Annotated in this window: 18 protein-coding genes; 12 read left to right on the top strand and 6 right to left on the bottom strand. The window is 70.9% G+C overall.

What is annotated here, in order from left to right:
* The first annotated feature begins 30 nt into the window (after nucleotides 1–30).
* A complete protein-coding gene (locus ACWENQ_RS25770) occupies nucleotides 31–267 on the top strand; it encodes a hypothetical protein (RefSeq protein ID WP_449926397.1) in 237 nt (78 codons plus the stop codon).
* Nucleotides 268–391: 124 nt separating this feature from the next.
* The gene (locus tag ACWENQ_RS25765; protein WP_452416556.1) at nucleotides 392–1,138 is read left to right on the top strand and encodes a metallophosphoesterase family protein; all 747 of its coding nucleotides are present in this window, start codon (nucleotides 392–394) and stop codon (nucleotides 1,136–1,138) included.
* Nucleotides 1,139–1,339: 201 nt separating this feature from the next.
* On the opposite strand, the gene ACWENQ_RS25760 is transcribed toward ACWENQ_RS25765, so the two are convergent.
* From ACWENQ_RS25760 to ACWENQ_RS25745, 4 genes are all read right to left on the bottom strand, one after another.
* Nucleotides 1,340–2,635, bottom strand: a complete 1,296-nt coding sequence (locus ACWENQ_RS25760) for an MFS transporter (protein ID WP_449926403.1) — start codon at nucleotides 2,633–2,635, stop codon at nucleotides 1,340–1,342.
* 295 nt (nucleotides 2,636–2,930) lie between these two features.
* Nucleotides 2,931–3,281: a nuclear transport factor 2 family protein gene (locus ACWENQ_RS25755; protein ID WP_449926406.1), complete on the bottom strand. Its 351-nt coding sequence runs from the start codon at nucleotides 3,279–3,281 to the stop codon at nucleotides 2,931–2,933.
* Nucleotides 3,282–3,330: 49 nt separating this feature from the next.
* A complete protein-coding gene (locus ACWENQ_RS25750) occupies nucleotides 3,331–3,732 on the bottom strand; it encodes a hypothetical protein (protein ID WP_452416554.1) in 402 nt (133 codons plus the stop codon).
* A 440-nt stretch (nucleotides 3,733–4,172) separates the two neighbouring features.
* Nucleotides 4,173–5,828 carry a class I adenylate-forming enzyme family protein gene (locus ACWENQ_RS25745; protein ID WP_452416552.1) on the bottom strand — a complete coding sequence of 552 codons (1,656 nt, stop codon included), beginning with the start codon at nucleotides 5,826–5,828 and terminating at the stop codon, nucleotides 4,173–4,175.
* A gap of 212 nt (nucleotides 5,829–6,040) precedes the next feature.
* On the opposite strand from ACWENQ_RS25745, the gene argC reads away from it, so the two are divergent.
* The 9 genes from argC (at nucleotide 6,041) to ACWENQ_RS25700 (ending at nucleotide 15,038) form a co-directional block, all read left to right on the top strand.
* On the top strand, nucleotides 6,041–7,066 hold the full coding sequence (gene argC / locus ACWENQ_RS25740; RefSeq protein ID WP_452416550.1) for an N-acetyl-gamma-glutamyl-phosphate reductase: 1,026 nt from the start codon (nucleotides 6,041–6,043) through the stop codon (nucleotides 7,064–7,066).
* 67 nt (nucleotides 7,067–7,133) lie between these two features.
* Nucleotides 7,134–8,288 (top strand): bifunctional glutamate N-acetyltransferase/amino-acid acetyltransferase ArgJ, encoded by a 1,155-nt coding sequence (gene argJ / locus ACWENQ_RS25735; protein WP_354912042.1) that lies wholly within the window; start codon nucleotides 7,134–7,136, stop codon nucleotides 8,286–8,288.
* Complete coding sequence (argB, locus tag ACWENQ_RS25730; protein WP_452416548.1) at nucleotides 8,285–9,157, top strand: acetylglutamate kinase; 873 nt, start codon at nucleotides 8,285–8,287, stop codon at nucleotides 9,155–9,157. The genes argJ and argB overlap by 4 nt, the downstream gene beginning before the upstream one ends.
* On the top strand, nucleotides 9,157–10,326 hold the full coding sequence (locus ACWENQ_RS25725; RefSeq protein ID WP_452416546.1) for an acetylornithine transaminase: 1,170 nt from the start codon (nucleotides 9,157–9,159) through the stop codon (nucleotides 10,324–10,326). Before argB ends, ACWENQ_RS25725 begins: the two co-directional genes overlap by 1 nt.
* Nucleotides 10,319–11,266 carry an ornithine carbamoyltransferase gene (gene argF, locus ACWENQ_RS25720; protein ID WP_449926419.1) on the top strand — a complete coding sequence of 316 codons (948 nt, stop codon included), beginning with the start codon at nucleotides 10,319–10,321 and terminating at the stop codon, nucleotides 11,264–11,266. Before ACWENQ_RS25725 ends, argF begins: the two co-directional genes overlap by 8 nt.
* On the top strand, nucleotides 11,263–11,772 hold the full coding sequence (locus ACWENQ_RS25715; protein ID WP_354912034.1) for an arginine repressor: 510 nt from the start codon (nucleotides 11,263–11,265) through the stop codon (nucleotides 11,770–11,772). The genes argF and ACWENQ_RS25715 overlap by 4 nt, the downstream gene beginning before the upstream one ends.
* 2 nt (nucleotides 11,773–11,774) lie before the next feature.
* Nucleotides 11,775–12,974 carry an argininosuccinate synthase gene (locus tag ACWENQ_RS25710; protein ID WP_452416545.1) on the top strand — a complete coding sequence of 400 codons (1,200 nt, stop codon included), beginning with the start codon at nucleotides 11,775–11,777 and terminating at the stop codon, nucleotides 12,972–12,974.
* A 34-nt stretch (nucleotides 12,975–13,008) separates the two neighbouring features.
* Nucleotides 13,009–14,430 carry an argininosuccinate lyase gene (argH, locus tag ACWENQ_RS25705; protein WP_354912029.1) on the top strand — a complete coding sequence of 474 codons (1,422 nt, stop codon included), beginning with the start codon at nucleotides 13,009–13,011 and terminating at the stop codon, nucleotides 14,428–14,430.
* The gene (locus ACWENQ_RS25700) at nucleotides 14,412–15,038 is read left to right on the top strand and encodes a DNA-3-methyladenine glycosylase (protein ID WP_452416543.1); all 627 of its coding nucleotides are present in this window, start codon (nucleotides 14,412–14,414) and stop codon (nucleotides 15,036–15,038) included. Before argH ends, ACWENQ_RS25700 begins: the two co-directional genes overlap by 19 nt.
* On the opposite strand, the gene ACWENQ_RS25695 is transcribed toward ACWENQ_RS25700, so the two are convergent.
* Entirely contained in the window at nucleotides 14,975–15,379 is a 405-nt protein-coding gene (locus ACWENQ_RS25695) for a PH domain-containing protein (RefSeq protein WP_452416541.1), read from the bottom strand. The genes ACWENQ_RS25700 and ACWENQ_RS25695 overlap by 64 nt on opposite strands.
* Before the next feature lie 89 nt (nucleotides 15,380–15,468).
* Here ACWENQ_RS25695 and tyrS point away from each other — a divergent pair, with 89 nt between their 5' ends.
* The gene (tyrS, locus tag ACWENQ_RS25690; protein WP_354912021.1) at nucleotides 15,469–16,734 is read left to right on the top strand and encodes a tyrosine--tRNA ligase; all 1,266 of its coding nucleotides are present in this window, start codon (nucleotides 15,469–15,471) and stop codon (nucleotides 16,732–16,734) included.
* A gap of 27 nt (nucleotides 16,735–16,761) precedes the next feature.
* Here tyrS and ACWENQ_RS25685 read toward each other — a convergent pair whose 3' ends face one another.
* Nucleotides 16,762–18,219 (bottom strand): glycosyltransferase family 39 protein, encoded by a 1,458-nt coding sequence (locus ACWENQ_RS25685; protein WP_452416539.1) that lies wholly within the window; start codon nucleotides 18,217–18,219, stop codon nucleotides 16,762–16,764.
* Between the last annotated feature and the right edge of the window lie 318 nt (nucleotides 18,220–18,537).

The raw sequence follows: 18,537 nt of genomic DNA, 5'->3' as shown, positions 1-18,537 counted from the left end.
AGGCAGGGCCGGGCTTTAGGCTTGCCGTCCATGAGGCAGTTGCTGGTGTTCTCCGAGCGTGACGACGCCGAAGAGGTGGCCGAGACGCTGGTCGAATGGTTCCCGCGGCTCGGCGGTGTGCCTGCCGTCGTCAGGGAGACGCTCGCGGGGGAGGACGACGCCGAGGACGCGCAGTGGCTCGTCGTCGTCGAAGGGCTCGACGAGGAGCACCTTGCGCGGGTCGACGCGCTGGTGGAGGAACGCGAGGGCTGGCGCGAAAGCGGCTGATCACCCGCGGTGGTGATGCCTGAGGGGACGCGGAGCGGCTGACCCGAGGGTGCGGGTGACCGGGCGGTCCGCCGCGGGCGAAAGCCCTTGAGGGGCGCGCGGGCGATCCGGCAGCGTGAACGGCATGCGTGTAGCCGTACTGTCCGACATCCACGGTGTCCTGCCCGCGCTGGAGGCCGTGCTGGCCGAACCCGACGTTGTGGCGGCCGACCTGCTCGTCCTCACCGGTGACATGGCCGCGGGCCCGCAACCCGTTGCGACGCTCGACCTGCTGGTCTCGCTGGGGGAGCGGGCGCTGTGGATGAACGGCAACGCGGACCGGGAGCTCGTGGAGGTCGCCCGCGGCAAGCCGAGCGCCTACCCGATCTCGCAGTGGGCCGGCCGGCAGTTGCGCGATGACCAGGTGGAGCTGCTGGCGGGCCTGCCGGACGCGCGCGAACTGGATCTCGGCGCTCTGGGCACGACGCTGTTCGTGCACGCCACGCCCCGGCGTGACGATGAGATGATCCTGGTCGACAGCACGATCGGGCGTTGGGCCGAGGTGCTCGACGGTGTCGGGGCGGACACGGTCGTGCTGGGCAACACGCACATGCCGTTCGTCAGGCTGGTCGACCGCAGGCTGGTGGTCAATCCCGGCTCGATCGGCATGCCGTACGGCACGGCGGGCGCCCACTGGGCCCTGCTCGACGCGGGAAGCGGCGCCGTCACGCTCCGCCGTACCCTGTTCGACGCACGAGCGGCGGGCGCACGGATCGTCGAGGAGAGCGGCTTCCCCGAGGTCGCCGGATGGGTGGCCGACTACGTCACCGGAATCCACTCCGACGTGGAGGCGCTGCGCGCGTTCGGGAAAGCCGAGGGCAGGCCCGCCTAGCGCCACGCCTTCGCGGCGCGTCCTTTCCGGGCGTGCCCGACGCCCCGGCGGCAGACCATCACCGGGCAGGCTGCGTCGGCGGTACCACCGGGTAGGCTCCGGGCGGCGGTATCAGCGGGCGTGCTCCAGCGGGGTGGCGTCGCCGGGGCGGCGCGGGCTCAGGTCCGGGCGGCCTGGGGCTGGCAGGGCCGCACGTCGGCGTCAGGCCTGGGAGGTGGCGGCCTCGCGGCGGGCCTTCTCGGCCAGCGCGTGTTCGCTGGTCCTGGCGTCGTAGGTGCGGAAGGACGGCAGCAGCCACGCCAGCAGCGCCACCGAGCCCACGCACAGCAACCCGCCCACCCCCAGGGAGAACCGGGCGCCTCCGGCCTGCGCCATGAGCCCGGCCCTGGCGTTGCCGAGCATCGGGCCGCTGGCGTAGGAGAGCAGCTCGATGCCCGCCAGGCGGCCGCGCAGTTCCTCCGGGATGGTCTGGTTCCACATGGTCATCCGGAAGATGCCGCTGACCATGTCGGCCGCGCCCGCCAGCGCCAGGCAGAGGAAGATCGCCCAGATGTTGGGGATCACCGCCGCGAGCGCGATCGCCGCCCCCCACAGCGCCGCCGCCAGGATCACGCCGAGTCCCTGTCGTTGCACGCGCGCCGCCCAGGCCCCCGTGAGCGAGGCGACGAGCGAGCCGACCGCGCCGGCCGAATACAGCAGGCCGAGCGCCTGGGGAGCGCCGTAGTGGTCGACGATGAACGGGAACAGCGCCGTCGACATGGCGAACACCATCGCGGCGATGTCGACCAGGTAGGTGCCCATCAGGTCGCGCCTGCCGACGGCGTAGCGGACGCCCTCGACCAGCGAGCTCAGCGAGGCCGGAGCGGCGTCCTCCTTCGGCGGGACGGCCGCGATCCGCCACAGCAGCAGCAGCGAGAGCACGAAGCTGATGGTGTCGACCGCGTAGGCGGTGGCGACGCTGAACGTGGTCACCAGCAGGCCGCCGAGGGCGGGCGCCGTGATGGCGCCGATGTTCCAGCGCAGGCTGGCCAGCACGGCCGCGGAACCCAGCTGGTCGTGCCTGACCACCTGCGGGATCAGCGCCTCCAGACTCGGCCGCTGTAGGCTGGCCAGGCCGGTGGACAGCGCGCCGACCACGTACAGCACCCACACCTGCGGCTCGGGCAGGATCGCGTTGACCATCAGGAGCGCCGAGGTCACCATGAGCCCGACCTCGCCCAGCAGGATGACCTTGCGCCGGTCGAGCGAGTCGGCGATCGCGCCGCCCCACAGCCCGCAGATCACCATGGGCACGAACTCCGCCAGGCTCACCAGGCCGACCGCGACGTAGGAGCCGGTAAGCTCCTTCATCTGGTACGGCACCGCGACCATCGTGATGAACGTGCCGAACATGGTGATGACGCCGGAGGCCATCAGCAGCCGGTAGTCGCGGGATTCGCGCAGCGGACCCAGGTCGATGGCGAAGTGGGCGAGCAGGCGCTTGAGTCGGTCGGACACGAGGGTTCATTGTCTTTCGGGGCCGCGGGTCGGCGCAAAGGATTTTCCACCGCCCGGCAGGACGAAGCGCCGGCGTGCCGGCCCCTCGCGTGATGGCCTCCCACGCGATGGCCCCTTCGCGTGATGACCCCTTCGCGTGACGGCTCCCTCGCGTGATGGCCTCCCAGCCGATGGCTCCTTCGCGTGATGGCCCCACATGATGGGCACCCGCCGGATGGCCCAGTGTGACGGCCTCCGCGTGAGGGCCCGAGCATGACGAAGGCCCCCGGGGTCCGGGGGCCTTCGAGCGGATCGCTCAGCCGGGCACTTTGTCGAGAAAGCCGAGCACCTGGCGGATCCTGCCGTCCTCGGCGAGCTTCACCACGTCGAACCCGACGGCCAGCGCCTCGCCGCCGGCGGGGCCGAGGTGCCAGGTGAAGCGGACCAGGTCGTGGTGGGCGTCGTAAAGCTCGCCAGGGGTGAAGACCAGGCCGGGGAACATCTCCTGGGCTCCGGCGATCACCGCGGCGATGCCCTCGTGGCCGGCCACGTCCGCCATGGGGTCGGTGTAGGTGGCGTCCTCGGTCCAGAGCTCGGCGACGGCCTTGGCGCGGGCCTCGGCGTCGGTCTCGTTCCAGGCGGCCAGGTAGCGCTCGACGATGGTCATGGTGTTCTCGTCCTTTCCTGCTGGTGAGAGGGGCGGGTCGGTGAGGGGGTCAGGCGGCCTTGCGCAGGCCCATGATCTGCAGTTCGGCGAAGCCTGCCACCACGAGGGCCTGGGCGATGGCCCAGATCGCGCCGATGGTGGTGAAGTCCATGAGGCCGGTGACGACGGTGGCGACGCTGCCGAGGGTCCACACGATGTTCAGGGCGATCACGGCCTGGGTGGCGGCCCTGCTGATGGTCGCCCGGCTGGCGAGGAAACCGACCGCCGCGCCGTAGACGAGGAGGAAGAGGCCGATCTCGCGCAGGACGCCTGCGTCGGCGCCGAGGAGCGCGCCGACGGGGGCGGCGGCCAGCAGGTAGATCAGCCCGTTGCCGCCGGTGATGATGGCGTCCGCGGCCAGGGCCAGGCGCAGGAACTTGGCGCGGTCGGCGGTGACGGGGATGGTGGTCATCGTGTGCTCCTTCGGAAGGGTGTTTCGTTCCGGTGGTGCAACCGTGTCATCAGGGACATCAAGGCTGCGATTACGCGGGAGGTAACGACGACCGCCTGTGGCGCGCTGACCTGCGACAAAGCAAAAGAAAAACGCTCTTCCACCCACCGAGGGGCGCGGATGAGCGCGCGTCAAGAGGGGTGGAAGAGCGCGGGTCGAGAGGGTGGAAGAGCGCGGGCCCGAGGGGATGAGCGCGCGTCAAGGGGGTCAAAGGGGGTGGAAGGGCGCGGGTCGAGAGGGTGGAAGAGCGCGGTTCCGAGGGGATGCGCGCGGGTCAAGGGGGTGGAAGGGTACGGACCGGAGGGATGAGCTCGCGGGGCAAGGGCGGCGGAAGAGCGGGCCTCGGGCCGCTCAGCAGGGCCGGTCAGCGCTCAGTAGGGCCGGTCAGCAGGGGCCGGGCATCAGGGTCGGTCGGGGCCCAGGACCTCCTGCCGCAGCCGGGTCTTGAGGATCTTGCCGCCCGGGTTGCGCGGCAGCTCGCTGTCCCTGAACCAGTAGTGGGCAGGCACCTTGAACCCGGCGATCCGTTCCTCCAGGAACGCCGTCAGCTCCTCGGCCGTGGCGGGGGCCGACAGCCGGACCACCGCGCCCACCTCCTCGCCGAGCTCGTCGTGCGGCACGCCGATCACCGCCGCGTCGTCCACGGACGGGTGCTCGAACAGCGCCGCCTCGACCTCCGCGCAGTACACGTTCTCGCCGCCGCGGATCACCATGTCCTTCGCCCGGTCGACGATGTACACGAAGCCTTCGTCGTCCACCCGCGCCAGGTCGCCGGTGTGCAGCCACCCGTCGACGAAGGTCTCGGCCGTCGCCGCGGGCTTGTTCCAGTAGCCGAGGATGACGTTGGGTCCCCGCAGGCACAGTTCGCCCACCTCGCCGGCGGGCAGCGGCGCGCCCGTGGGGTCGGTGACGCGCACGTCGACGACGGCGGAGGGCAGTCCGATGCTGTCCGGTCTGCGGGTGTAGTCGGCGCCCGCGTTGTTGATCGCCAGGGCCGTGGTCTCCGTCATGCCGTAACCGTTGCTCGGCGCGCGGCCCGGCAGTTCGGCGCTGATGCGCTCCATGAGCTTGGGCGGTGCGGGGGCGCCGCCGTACGAGATGCCGGTGAGGGACGACAGGTCGTACTTGCCCACGTCGGGGTGCGACAGCAGCTGCCAGGCGTTGGTGGGCACGCCGGTCATGCCGGTGATCTGCTCGCGTTCGATGAGCTGCAGCGCCCGCTCGGGGTCCCACTTGTACATGAGCACGAGAGCGCCTCCGGTGAACATGGTGCCCATGAGGACGGCGAAGCAGCCCGTCACGTGGAACAGCGGCACGGTCAGCAGCGTCACGCGCCGCTCACCCGTCAGGCCGGACGGGTCCTTGCCCGCCATGACGACCGCTCTGATCAGCGAGTAGGCGACGGTCATCGGGGCCTGGCCGAGGTTGCGGTGGCTGCCGAGCGCGCCCTTGGGCAGCCCCGTCGTGCCGGAGGTGTAGAAGATGGTGGCCGGGTCCTCGGGCGACAGCTCCACCTCGGGAAGCGTCACGTCCGGCCTGACCTCGCCCATGACCTCGTTCCACGGCCTGCCGTGTCCCGATCCTCTGGTGACGATCAGCGGCACGCCTGTGCCGGCCAGCCGCTCGGCGCGCTCGCCGTCGGCGATCAGCACCTTGGCGCCCGAGTCCGTGACCCCGTAGGCGAGCTCCTGCGCGGTCCACCACGCGTTCAGCGGTACGGCGATCGCCCCCGCGGCGAGCACGGCGGAGAAGGAGACGACCCATTCCGGGTAGTTGCGCATGGCGATCGCGACCCTGTCACCCTTGGCGACGCCGTACTCCTCGGCGAGCCTGCGCGCCAGGGTGGCCGCCTGCCGGTAGTGCTCCTCGTAGCTGATCCGCTCGTCCTCGTAGACGAGGAAGTCCTTCTCGCCCTGGAACCGACTGTTCTCGAGCATCGTGCGGAAGTGTCCGGGTGCGTGCTTCCACGTACGGATCCCGGAGTCGAGCGCCTCGGTTTCGAACAGCTGGCCCGCCGCCGTGAGCTGGGCCTGGACCTGGGTGTGCGTGATGCTCATGGGCAAGAACTCCCGCAGGGTCTGTGAACCGGAGTTTCACAGTACCGACCGGTAGGTACGTGACGCTAGATCCTCAATTCTGAGTGATTATGCACTCTTTGGGTGTTTAGTCCCATCTCACGATGCGGGCGCGCAGGCCGAGCTTGCTTGCATGTTCATCGACTCACATGCATAATCTTTCTAAGCAAGAGCATGAGTAAGGGTGAATGATTATGCAGCGTGTGGCGATCGCCGGAGCCAGCGGCTATGCCGGAGGTGAGCTCGCGCGCCTGCTGCTCATGCATCCTGAGCTGGAGATCGGCGCGCTGACCGCGGCCGCGAGCGCGGGCAGCCCGCTCGGCGCCCACCAGCCGCACCTGCCCCAGCTGGCCGGCCGGATCATTCAGGAAACCACCGCCGAGACCCTCGCCGGCCACGACGTGGTCTTCCTCGCCCTCCCGCACGGCCAGTCCGCCGCGGTCGCCGCCCAGCTCGACGACGACACGGTGGTCGTCGACTGCGGAGCCGACCACCGGCTCGCCGACCCCGCCGCGTGGGCGGAGTTCTACGGCGGAGCCCACGCGGGCACCTGGCCGTACGGCCTGCCCGAGCTTCCCGGCCAGCGCGACCTGCTCAAGGCCGCCCGGCGCATCGCCGTACCCGGCTGCTACCCGACGGCCGTCACCCTGGCCCTCTTCCCGGCCTTCGCGGAAGGGCTCGCCGAGCCCGACGTGGTCGTGGTGGCCGCCACCGGCACCAGCGGCGCCGGCAAGGCGCTCAAGCCGCACCTGCTCGGCAGCGAGGTCATGGGCTCGGTCAGCGCCTACGGCGTCGGCGGCGTCCACCGCCACACGCCCGAGATGGAGCAGAACCTGTCGGCCGTGGCGGGTGTCCCCGTCACCGTCGCCTTCACCCCGATGCTGGCCCCGATGAGCCGCGGCATCCTCGCGACCTGCACGGCCCCCGCCGCCCCCGGCCTCACCACCGCCACGCTGCGCGAGGCCTACGACAGCGCGCTGAAGGACGAGCCGTTCGTCACGCTGCTGCCCGAAGGCACCTGGCCCGCCACCGCGATGACCTACGGCGCCAACACCGCGGCCCTGCAGGTCACGCTGGACGAGCGAGCCGGCCGCGTGGTCGCCGTCATCGCCATCGACAACCTCACCAAGGGCACGGCGGGCGGCGCGATCCAGAGCGTCAACCTCGCCCTCGGCCTACCAGAAGAGCTCGGCCTTCCTCAGAACGGAGTCGCCCCGTGAGCGAGCGTGGCGAGGGAACCATCAAACACTGTGCGTTGACGCTCATGCGTCCGACGAAGGAGGACGCATGAGCGTCACAGCACCCCTCGGGTTCAAGGCCGCGGGCATCACCGCGGGCATCAAGGCCAGCGGTCACCGCGACCTGGCCCTCGTCGTCAACGAGGGGCCCCGCCGCGCCGCGGCGGGCGTCTTCACCGCCAACCGCGTGAAGGCCGCCCCTGTCCTGTGGTCACAGCAGGTCCTGGCCGGCGGCAGGGTGCGCGCGGTCGTCCTCAACTCCGGCGGCGCCAACGCCTGCACGGGTCCCGAGGGCTTCCAGGACACCCACGCCACGGCGGAGAAGGTCGCCGAGGTGCTGGCCGACTCGGCCGGCGAGATCGCGGTGTGCTCCACCGGCCTGATCGGCGAGCGGCTGCCCATGGACCGGCTGCTGGCCGGCGTCGACAGCGCCGCCACCCAGCTCTCCCGCGACGGCGGCCTGGCGGCGGCCGACGCGATCCGCACGACTGACACCGTCTCCAAGATCTCCTTCAAGCGCGGCGACGGCGGCTACATGGTCGGCGGCATGGCCAAGGGCGCCGGCATGCTCGCCCCCGCCCTGGCGACCATGCTGTGCGTCATCACCACCGACGCCGACCTGTCGGCCGAGCAGCTCGACACGGTGCTGCGCAAGGCCACGTCGAAGACCTTCGACCGGCTCGACGCCGACGGCTGCATGTCCACCAACGACACCGTGCTGCTGCTGGCCAGCGGCGCCTCCGGCATCATCCCCGACCTCGACGAGTTCGAGAAGAAGATCACCGAGGTCTGCGCCGACCTGGCGCGGCAGCTGCTGGTCGACGCCGAGGGCGCCTCCAAGGCGATCGCCATCGAGGTCGTCGGCGCGGCCAGCGAGGACGACGCGGTCACCGTCGGCCGTACGGTCTCCCGCTCCAACCTCCTCAAGTGCGCCATCCACGGCGAGGACCCCAACTGGGGCCGCGTCCTGTCGGCGGTCGGCACCACCGACGCGGTCTTCGAGCCCGACCGGATCAACGTGGCCATCAACGGCATCTGGATCTGCAGGGGCGGCGCCGTCGGCGACGACCGCGCCAAGGTCGACATGCGTCCCCGCGACGTCACCATCACCATCGACCTGTCGGCAGGACCGCACTCGGCGACCATCCACACGACGGACCTGACCGCCGCCTACGTCCACGAGAACTCGGCGTACAGCTCATGAGGGCCAACGGAGCGCTCGCCAAGGCGAGCACGCTGATCGAGGCGCTGCCCTGGCTGGCCAGGTTCAGCGGCGCCACCGTCGTCATCAAGTACGGCGGCAACGCCATGACCGAGGACTCCCTCAAGGAGGGCTTCGCCGAGGACATCGTCTTCCTGCGCTACGCGGGCCTCAAGCCCGTCGTCGTGCACGGCGGAGGGCCGCAGATCAACGCCCAGCTCGACCGGCTGGGCATCGAGTCGACGTTCACCGCGGGGCTTCGGGTCACCACGCCCGAGGCCATGCAGGTCGTCAGGATGGTCCTGGTCGGCCAGGTCAACCGCGACGTCGTCGGCCTGATCAACCGGCACGGCCCGTTCGCCGTCGGCATGTCAGGCGAGGACGCCCACCTGTTCACCGCCGAGCGCAAGCACGCCGTCGTCGACGGCGAGCCGGTCGACATCGGCCAGGTCGGCGAGATCGTCAGGGTCGAGCCAGGCGCGGTCCGGGCGATGCTCGACGACGGCCGCATCCCCGTCGTCTCCAGCGTCGCCCGCGGCGACGACGGGGAGATCTACAACGTCAACGCCGACACCGCCGCCGCCGCGCTGGCCGTCGCGCTCGACGCGCAGAAGCTGATCGTGCTCACCGACGTCGAGGGCCTGTACGCCAACTGGCCCGAGGACACCGACGTGATCGACCGGCTCAAGGCGGCCGAGCTGGCCGAGATGCTGCCGACGCTGTCCAGCGGCATGGTGCCCAAGATGGAGGCCTGCCTGACGGCCGTGCAGGGCGGCGTGCCGCAGGCGCACGTCCTCGACGGCCGCGTGCCCCACTCCCTGCTGCTCGAGATCTTCACCGACCACGGAATCGGAACCATGGTGATGCCCTGATGAACCTGTATCAGAGGTTCGAGAACGCCTTCATGCCGAACTACGGCGTCCCGCCGCTGGCTCTGGCCCGAGGCGAGGGTACCACCGTGTGGGACGTCGACGGCCGGCCGTACCTCGACTTCATCGGCGGGATCGCGGTCGACTCGCTCGGCCACGCCCACCCCGCGCTGGTGGAGGCGGTCTCCCGGCAGGTGGCCACCATCGCCCACACCAGCAACCTGTTCCTGCACGAGCCCGAGGTGCTGCTCGCCGAGAAGCTGCTGGAGCTGCTGAAGGAGCCCGCCAGGATCTTCTTCGCCAACTCCGGCACCGAGGCGAACGAGGCCGCCTACAAGCTGTCGGTCAAGTACGGCAAGGCCACCGGCCGCTCCTACTTCGTCGCCACCGAGAACGGCTTCCACGGCCGCACCATGGGCGCCCTGTCGCTGACCGGCAAGAAGGCCATCCGCGACCAGTTCGGCCCGTTCCCCGTCGAGGTCCGCTTCGTGCCGTACGGCGAGGCCGACGCGCTCGCCCAGGCCGTCACCGAGGACTGCATCGCCGTCTTCCTCGAGCCCACGCAGGGCGAGGCGGGCGTCGTGCCGCCGCCGGACGGCTACCTCAAGGCCGCCCGCGAGATCTGCACCGCGACGGGGGCACTGCTGGTCGCCGACGAGATCCAGTCGGCCATCGGCCGGACGGGACACTGGTTCGCCCACCAGGCCGACGGCGTCGTGCCCGACATCCTCACCCTGGCCAAGGGCCTGGGCGGCGGGCTGCCGATCGGCGCGTGCGTGGGCTTCGGCTTCGCCGGCACGCTGTTCGAGAAGGGCGATCACGGCTCGACGTTCGGCGGCAACCCGGTCTCCTGCGCCGCCGCGCTGGCCGTCCTGGACAACGTCGACCTCGACCACGTCAACCGGGCCGCCGACCTGCTGTGGTCGGGCCTGGAGGAGGTGCGGCACCCGCTGCTGAAGGGCGTGCGCGGCCGCGGCCTCTGGCTGGCGCTGGTGCTCCACCAGCCGCTCTCCGGCAAGGTGCAGCAGGCCGCCCAGAACGCCGGATTCCTGGTCAACGCCCTGCAGCCCGACGCGGTACGGCTCGCCCCTCCGCTGGTGGTGACGGCCGAGGAGATCCGCTCCTTCGTCACCGCCCTCCCCTCCATCCTCGAAGAGGCCTCCCGTGACTAGACCACCCGTCCGGCACTTCCTGAAGGACGACGACCTTTCGCCAGCCGAGCAGGCCGAGGTGCTCGACCTGGCCGCGGCGATGAAGAAGGACCCGTACGGCTACCGCCCCTTCGCGGGCCCCAGGACCGTCGCCGTCCTGTTCGACAAGCCGTCCACCAGGACGCGTGTCTCCTTCGCCGTCGGCATCGGCGAGCTGGGCGGCCTCCCCATGATCATCGACGGCGGCACGTCCCAGATGGGCCGCGGCGAGCCGATCGAGGACACCGCCAGGGTGCTGGAGCGCCAGGTGGCCGCCATCGTGTGGCGGACCGGCGCCCAGCAGCGCATCGACGCCATGGCCGCGGCCTCGGGCGTGCCCGTGGTCAACGCCCTGACCGACGAGTACCACCCCTGCCAGATCCTCGCCGACCTGCAGACCGTCAGGGAGCGTTTCGGCAGGACCGAGGGGCTGACGCTGGCCTACTTCGGCGACGGCGCCAACAACATGGCCCACTCCTACCTGCTCGGCGGCGCCACCGCCGGCATGCACGTGCGGATCGCCGCGCCGTCCGGCTTCCAGCCCGATCCCGCGATCCTGGCCAGGGCCGCGGAGATCGCGGAACAGACCGGCGGCACCGTCGCCGTCCACCAGGACCCGGTGGTCGCCGCGCACGGCGCCGACGTCGTCGCCACCGACACCTGGGTGTCCATGGGGCAGGACGGCAAGGAGGAGCGCGTCGCGGTGCTCATGCCGTACCAGGTGAACTCCGCGCTGCTGGCCCACGCCGCGCCCGAGGCCGTCGTGCTGCACTGCCTGCCCGCCTACCGCGGCTACGAGATCAGCGCCGAGGTGCTCGACGGCCCCCGCAGCGTGGTGTGGGACCAGGCGGAGAACCGCCGCCACGCGCAGAAGGCGCTCCTGCAGTGGCTGGTGACGGCACCGGCGAAGGAGTCCCGATGACCATCCCCATGACCAAGGTGGCGCGACAGGCCAAGATCACCGAGCTGCTGCAGCGCCAGGCCGTGCGCTCCCAGCCGGAGCTGGCCAAGCTGCTCGCCGAGAGCGGGGTCGAGGTCACCCAGGCCACGCTCTCCCGCGACCTGGACGAGCTCGGCGCCCTCAAGCTGCGCGCGGAGGACGGCTCGCTGGTCTACGCCCTTCCCGGCGAGGGCGGCGGGCGCATCCCGCTGGCCCGCCTCGGCACCGGCGAGTCGCCCGCCGCCAGGCTCAACCGCATCGCCGAGGAACTGCTCGTCTCCGCCGAGGCCTCGGCCAACCTCGTCATCGTCAGGACACCGCCCGGCGCCGCCCAGTTCCTCGCCTCCGCCATCGACCACGCCGACTGGGAGTCCATCCTCGGCACCGTGGCAGGAGACGACACCATCCTGGTCATCAGCCGTGACCCGCAGGGGGGCCAGGCGCTCGCGGGCAGCCTGCTCAACATCGCCAACCGCAAAGGACCATGATCATGTCTGAGAGAGTCGTGCTCGCCTTCTCCGGAGGGCTGGACACCTCCGTCGCCATTCCGTTCCTGGCCGAGAAAATGGACGCCGAGGTCATCGCCGTGGCCGTCGACCTCGGTCAGGGCGGCGAGGACATGGACGTGATCCAGAAACGCGCCCTCGACTGCGGCGCCGTCGAGTCCGTGGTGATCGACGCCAAGGACGAGTTCGCGGCCGACTTCTGCGTCCCCGCGCTGCAGGCCAACGCGCTCTACATGGACCGCTACCCGCTGCTGTCGTCGCTGTCGCGCCCGCTGATCGTCAAGCACCTGGTGTCGGCGGCCAAGCAGTTCGGCGGCACCACGGTCTCCCACGGTTGCACCGGCAAGGGCAACGACCAGGTCCGCTTCGAGGCGGGCCTGGCCGCGCTGGCCCCCGACCTCAAGGTCGTCGCGCCCGCCCGCGACTTCGCCTGGACCCGTGACAAGGCCATCGCCTTCGCCGAGGAGAAGGGCCTGCCGATCGAGACCACCAAGAAGAACCCCTACTCGATCGACCAGAACCTGTGGGGCAGGGCCATCGAGACCGGCTACCTCGAGGACATCTGGAACGGTCCCACCGAGGACATCTACGCCTACACCGCCGACCCGGCCGAGCCGCGCGAGGCCGACGAGGTCGTCATCACCTTCGAGCGCGGCGTGCCGGTCGCCCTCGACGGGCGGCTGCTCACGCCGTTCCAGATCGTCGACGAGCTGAACAGGCGGGCCGGCGCGCAGGGCGTCGGCAGGATCGACATGGTCGAGGACCGGCTCGTCGGCATCAAGTCGCGCGAGGTCTACGAGGCGCCCGGCGCCATCGCGCTCATCACCGCGCACATGGAGCTGGAGAACGTCACCGTCGAACGCGACCTGGCCCGCTTCAAGCGCGGCGTCGACCAGCGCTGGAGCGAGCTCGTCTACGACGGCCTGTGGTTCTCGCCGCTCAAGCACGCCCTCGACGCGCTCATCGCCGAGGCGCAGAAGTACGTCAGCGGCGACGTCAGGATGACGTTGCACGGCGGCCGCGCGGTCGTCACGGGCCGGCGCTCGGAGCAGTCGCTGTACGACTTCTCGCTGGCCACCTACGACACCGGCGACACCTTCGACCAGTCGCTCGCCAAGGGATTCGTCCAGCTGTGGAGCCTGCCGTCCAAGATCGCTGCAGCCCGTGACGTGAAGCATGGCTAGGATCGCGTGGGACTTCGCGGAGAAGACGGAGGGTATGACGGTGAGTGATGGCAAGCCGATGAGGCTGTGGGGCGGGCGCTTCGAGTCGGGCCCCGCCGACGCGCTGGCTCGGCTGTCGGTGAGCGTGCACTTCGACTGGCGGCTGGTGCCGTACGACCTGATGGCCTCGCGGGCGCACGCCCGCGTGCTGAACAGGGCGGACCTGCTGACGGACGACGAGCTCGAGCGCATGATCGGCGCGCTCGACGACCTGGAGCGCGCCTGCAAGAACGGTGAGTTCCGGCCGACGGTCGCCGACGAGGACGTGCACACCGCGCTGGAGCGGGGGCTGCTGGAGCGGCTCGGCGCCCTCGGCGGCAAGCTGCGCGCCGGGCGCAGCCGCAACGACCAGATCGCCACCGACCTGCGGCTCTACCTCCGCGACCACGTCCGCACCATCGTCTCCAGGCTGGTGGAGCTGGAGACGGCGCTGCTGGCCCAGGCCGCCGACCACGCCGACACGGCGGCGCCCGGCATGACCCACCTGCAGCACGCCCAGCCGGTCTCCTTCGGCCACCAGCTGCTGGCGCACGTGCACGCCTTCGCACGCGACATCGACCGCCTGATCGACTGGGACAAGCGGGCCGCGGTCTCGCCGCTGGGCTCCGGCGCGCTGGCCGGCTCGTCGCTGCCGCTCGACCCCGTCGTCGTCGCCGCCGAGCTCGGCTTCGACGCCGCCGCGCCGAACTCGATGGACGCCGTCGCCGACCGCGACTTCGCCGCCGAGTTCCTGTTCGACGCCGCGATGATCGGCGTCCACCTGTCGCGGCTCGGCGAGGAGATCGTCCTGTGGGCCTCGCAGGAGTTCCGCTGGATCGAGATGGACGACGCCTACTCGACCGGCTCGTCGATCATGCCGCAGAAGAAGAACCCGGACGTGGCCGAGCTCGCCCGCGGCAAGTCCGGCCGTCTCATCGGCAACCTCATGACGCTGCTGACCGTGCTCAAGGGCCTGCCGCTCACCTACAACCGCGACCTGCAGGAGGACAAGGAGCCGGTCTTCGACACCGTCGACACGCTGCTCGTCGTGCTGCCCGCGGTGGCCGGGCTGGTCTCCACCATGCGCGTCAACACCGCCCGCATGTCGGCGACCGCCTCCGACGGCTTCGCCCTGGCCACCGACCTGGCCGAGCTGCTGGTCCGCAAGGGCGTGCCCTTCCGCGAGGCGCACGAGGCCGTCGGCCACCTGGTCGTCTACTGCCAGGTCAACGACGTCGACCTCGGCGACGTGAGCGACGAGGACCTGGCCAAGGTGTCGCCGCACCTGACGCCGGACGTCCGCGACGTCCTCAACGTGCCGGGCGCCCTGGCCGCGCGCAAGGCGCACGGCGGCACGGCCCCCGACAGGGTCCGCGACCAGATCGCCGCCCTGCGCGAGACCGTCGACGTGCAGGCGGCATGGGCGTCCAACGTCTGACCAGGGACTTCTTCGACCGCCCCGCCCACGAGGTCGCACCCGACCTGCTCGGGTGCGTCCTCGTGCACGGCGACGTCGGCGTCCGGCTGACCGAGGTCGAGGCGTACGGCCTGCCGGGGGAGGACCCCGCCTCCCACACCTACCGCGGGCAGACCCCGCGCAACGCGGTCATGTTCGGCCCGCCCGGCCACCTGTACGTCTACTTCACCTACGGCATGCACTACTGCGCCAACCTCGTCTGCCTGCCCGAGGGACACGGCTCGGCGGTGCTGCTGCGCGCCGGCGAGATCGTGGCCGGCCTGCCCCTGGCCCGCGCCCGCCGGCCCGCCGCCAAGGACCGCGACCTCGCGCGCGGCCCCGCCAGGCTGGCGACCGCGCTCGGCCTCGGCAGGGCCGACAACGGGCTTGACATGATCGGCCGGGTGCTCGAAGGAGAGCCGGCTCCGGCGATCCGCTCAGGACCCAGGACGGGAATCTCCAGCGCCGCCGACACGCCGTGGCGGTTCTGGATCGAGGGGGAGCCGACCGTCTCGCCGTACCGGGCTCACACGCCGCGGCGGCGCAACAACGCCGCGACCTCCGTGCAGGAGGCGCCGCCGAGCTCGTAGCCGCTCAGCAGGTGCAGGTGGTCGCCGGTGTCGATCTCGAGCATCTCGCTGCGCAGCCCGAACCTCGTGCGCACGTCGACGCGCACGTCCTCGATCTGGTCCCAGGGGACGTGCCGTCTGCCGGCGAAGCCGTGCACGACCGTGATGCCGCTCTCGTCGGCGGCCAGCCGTACGGGGGCGATCACGTCCCTGGCCGCCATCGCGCCGACCAGCAAGGTCGCGGGGACGGCCAGGACGACGCCGCGCACGTCGCCGCCGAGGTACCAGTAGACCCCGAGCCCGGCACAGGCCAGAGCCCCTAGGATCTTGAGAACGGTCAGCTCGCGACGGACCTTCCACATGGACACCGAGCGTATCCAAGTGGCGAGGATGCGTGTGTATCGGGCAGGCTAGTCCCCGTCAACCACTACATGTTGGGAAAGCCGGAATCGTGACCGACATCCTCGACGACCTCGCGTGGCGAGGCCTGATCGCGCAGTCCACCGACCTCGACGCCCTCAGGGCGTCCATGGCCAAGGGGCCGATCACGGTCTATTGCGGCTTCGACCCGACCGCGGCCTCGCTGCACGTCGGCCACTTCGTGCCGCTGCTGACGCTGCGCCGCTTCCAGCTGGCCGGCCACCGGCCCATCGGCCTGGTCGGTGGCGCCACCGGGCTGATCGGCGACCCCAGCGGACGCAACTCCGAGCGCGCGCTCAACTCCAGTGACGTCGTCGCCGGATGGGTGGAGCGGCTGCGCGGCCAGGTGGGGCGTTTCATCGACTTCGAGATCCAGCCCAACCCCGCGCTCATGGTCAGCAACCTCGACTGGACCGCCGAGCTGTCCGCGATCGACTTCCTGCGCGACATCGGCAAGCACTTCCCCGTCAACCGCATGCTGGCCCGCGAGTCGGTCTCGGCGCGCCTGGCCGGTGAGGGACTCAGCTACACCGAGTTCAGCTACCAGATCCTGCAGTCGAACGACTTCTTGGAGCTGTACCGCAGGCACGGCTGCACGCTGCAGATCGGCGGCAGCGACCAGTGGGGCAACATCACCGCGGGCGTCGACCTGGTTCGCCGCGTCGAGGGCGGGCACGTCCACGCGCTCACCCTGCCACTGATCACCAAGGCCGACGGCACCAAGTTCGGCAAGACGGCGGGCGGCGCGCTGTGGCTCGACCCGGCCATGACCTCGCCCTACGCCTTCTACCAGTACTTCCTCAACTCTGACGACCGCGACGTGATCCACTACCTCAAGGTGTTCACCTTCCGCAGCCGCGAGGAGATCGAGGAACTGGAGAAGGCCGTCGCCGAGCGGCCCTTCGCCCGCGAGGCGCAGCGAGCCCTGGCCGAGGAGCTCACCGAGCTGCTGCACGGCAAGGCCGAGCTCGACGCCGTGGTCGCCGCATCCAAGGCGTTGTTCGGGCAGGGCACGCTCGAGGACCTGCCGGCCGCGACGCTGGAGGCGGCGCTGGCGGAGGTCCCGCTGGCCAGGGTCGCCACGCTGGGCCCGACCCTCGCCGACCTCATGGCCGAAAGTGGCCTGGTCGAGTCGAAGTCGGCGGCCCGGCGTGCGATCAAGGAGGGCGGGGCGTACCTCAACAACGTCAAGATCACCGATGAGGCGTTCACGCCCGGCGCGGACGACCTGATCCAGGGACGGTTCCTCGTCCTGCGCCGCGGCAAGAAGTCGATCGGCGGCGTCATCGTCGGCTGACCCGCCCGACCGCCGGCGGGCCTGTCCTCAGGGCAGGCCCGCCTTTCGCGTGTAGAGGGAGACCGTCAGGCCGGGGATGTCGGCCGAGTGCCAGGCCTGGGCCCGGTCGAAGCCCGCCTGCCGTACCTTCTCGATCGCCGGCAGGTCGGCGTCCTTCGCGCCGCGCCACACCAGCCAGACCCTGTCGCGGCCCGCGAGTGCGGCGGCGACGTCCGCCTTCTCGGGGTAGGCGAAACTGTCGGCGGCCGGCGCCGTGCTCTCCCGCAGCACGTCGTCCGGCATGACAGCCGCGGCGTAGTAGTCGAAGCCGGTGCGCAGCGAGCTCTGGCCGTACACGATCGCGTCACCGGGCTCGAGCTTCATCCGCCGGATCGCCCACGGCACATCCTCGAAGCGGCCGTTCGGCTCCCTGATCTCCCCGTGCTGCGGTACGGCCAGCGCGCCCGCGGCGACCGTGAGGGCCACGGCGGCCGGTACGGCGAAGCGGGGCAGTTCGGCCACCGCGATCGCCGCCAGCAGCGCGAGCGCGGGAGCGGTGACGAAGAGATAGCGGTCCACGTACACGGGTGTCACCAGGTGGGAGACCGCCAGCAGCAGCACGGGCGGGAGCAGCAGCCAGCCGGACAGCGCCAGGCCCCACCGGGTGTCCCTCCTGATCATGAGGACGGCACCGGCGAGCGCGACCGCGAACAGCAGCAGGCCGATCCCGCTCGCCCCCGCCGCCATCTTGGGGAACTTCAGCAGCACCTCGGGGCCACGCTGGGGGATCCAGCTGATCGCGTGGCGCTCGCCGTACCCGATGAGACCCAGCACGGCCGCGGGGACGAACCCGGCCGCCATGGCCAGGACCATGCCCCAGGTGCCCTTGGCGCTCGCGGTGCCTCCGGCGTCCCTGGCGCTCGCGGTACCCCTGCGGAGCAGGGCGAGGTGCGCGGGGAGGACCAGGACGGCGAACAGGTGCGTGCAGCCGACGAAGGCCACGGACACCGCGTACCGCACCCATCGGGCACGGTGCAGGCACCAGAAGGAGATCGTGACCGCCGCGGCGGCGAAGGCGTAGGACCTGGCGAAGGCGCCGTAGTAGGAGACCGAGGGAAGCACGGCGAACAGCGCCGCGGCCGTCAGGCCCGCAGTCGTCCCGTGCAGGCGCCGGCCGAGGCAGACCAGGAAGGCGGCGGCCACGCCGATGGCCACGGCCGACGGCAGCCGCAGCCAGAGCTCCGCCTCGCCGAACGCCGTCCAGAAGTGCATGAACACGTAGTAGGGCAGGAAGTGGCCGTCGATGTGCTGCGCGAGCTCCCACATGCCGGAGATGCCGCGCCTGGCCGCGCTGAGGGTGGCCAGCTCGTCCCCGTTGAGGGTCGCGCCGCCCGACCCGGTGAGCGCGACGGCGCAGGCCACGACGCCCGCCACGACGGCGAGCCAGGGAGGGGTACGGGGGAGGGCGCGTGTCGGGCTCTCGGGTGCGGCGATCGTGGCGGTCACCTAGTGGAGGATAGGGGCAGAGATCGACATGCCGGACGCAGATTTGACGTGAGGGCGATCCCGACCTAATCTCGTCTGTGCCCCGGGAGCGAGCCGGACGCCGCATGACGGCGGACGGGCCCCGAGGGGCCACTCCTTCTCCAACACAGCCACCACTTGGTACGGCGTCGCATCATCCGAAAAACCGGGTGATTGGACAACGGCCAAATGTCACGGTAAGATGAGAGGGTTGCCCCGGAAGCGGGGTGGTCGAGATTGTAGCTGGTTCGCCCGGTTTGACAGCAAGTCGGACGAAACGGTAAAATTAAGACACAACGA

Source organism: Nonomuraea sp. NPDC004354, assembly GCF_053602555.1.
This window is presented reverse-complemented; position numbering and strand designations above follow the sequence as displayed.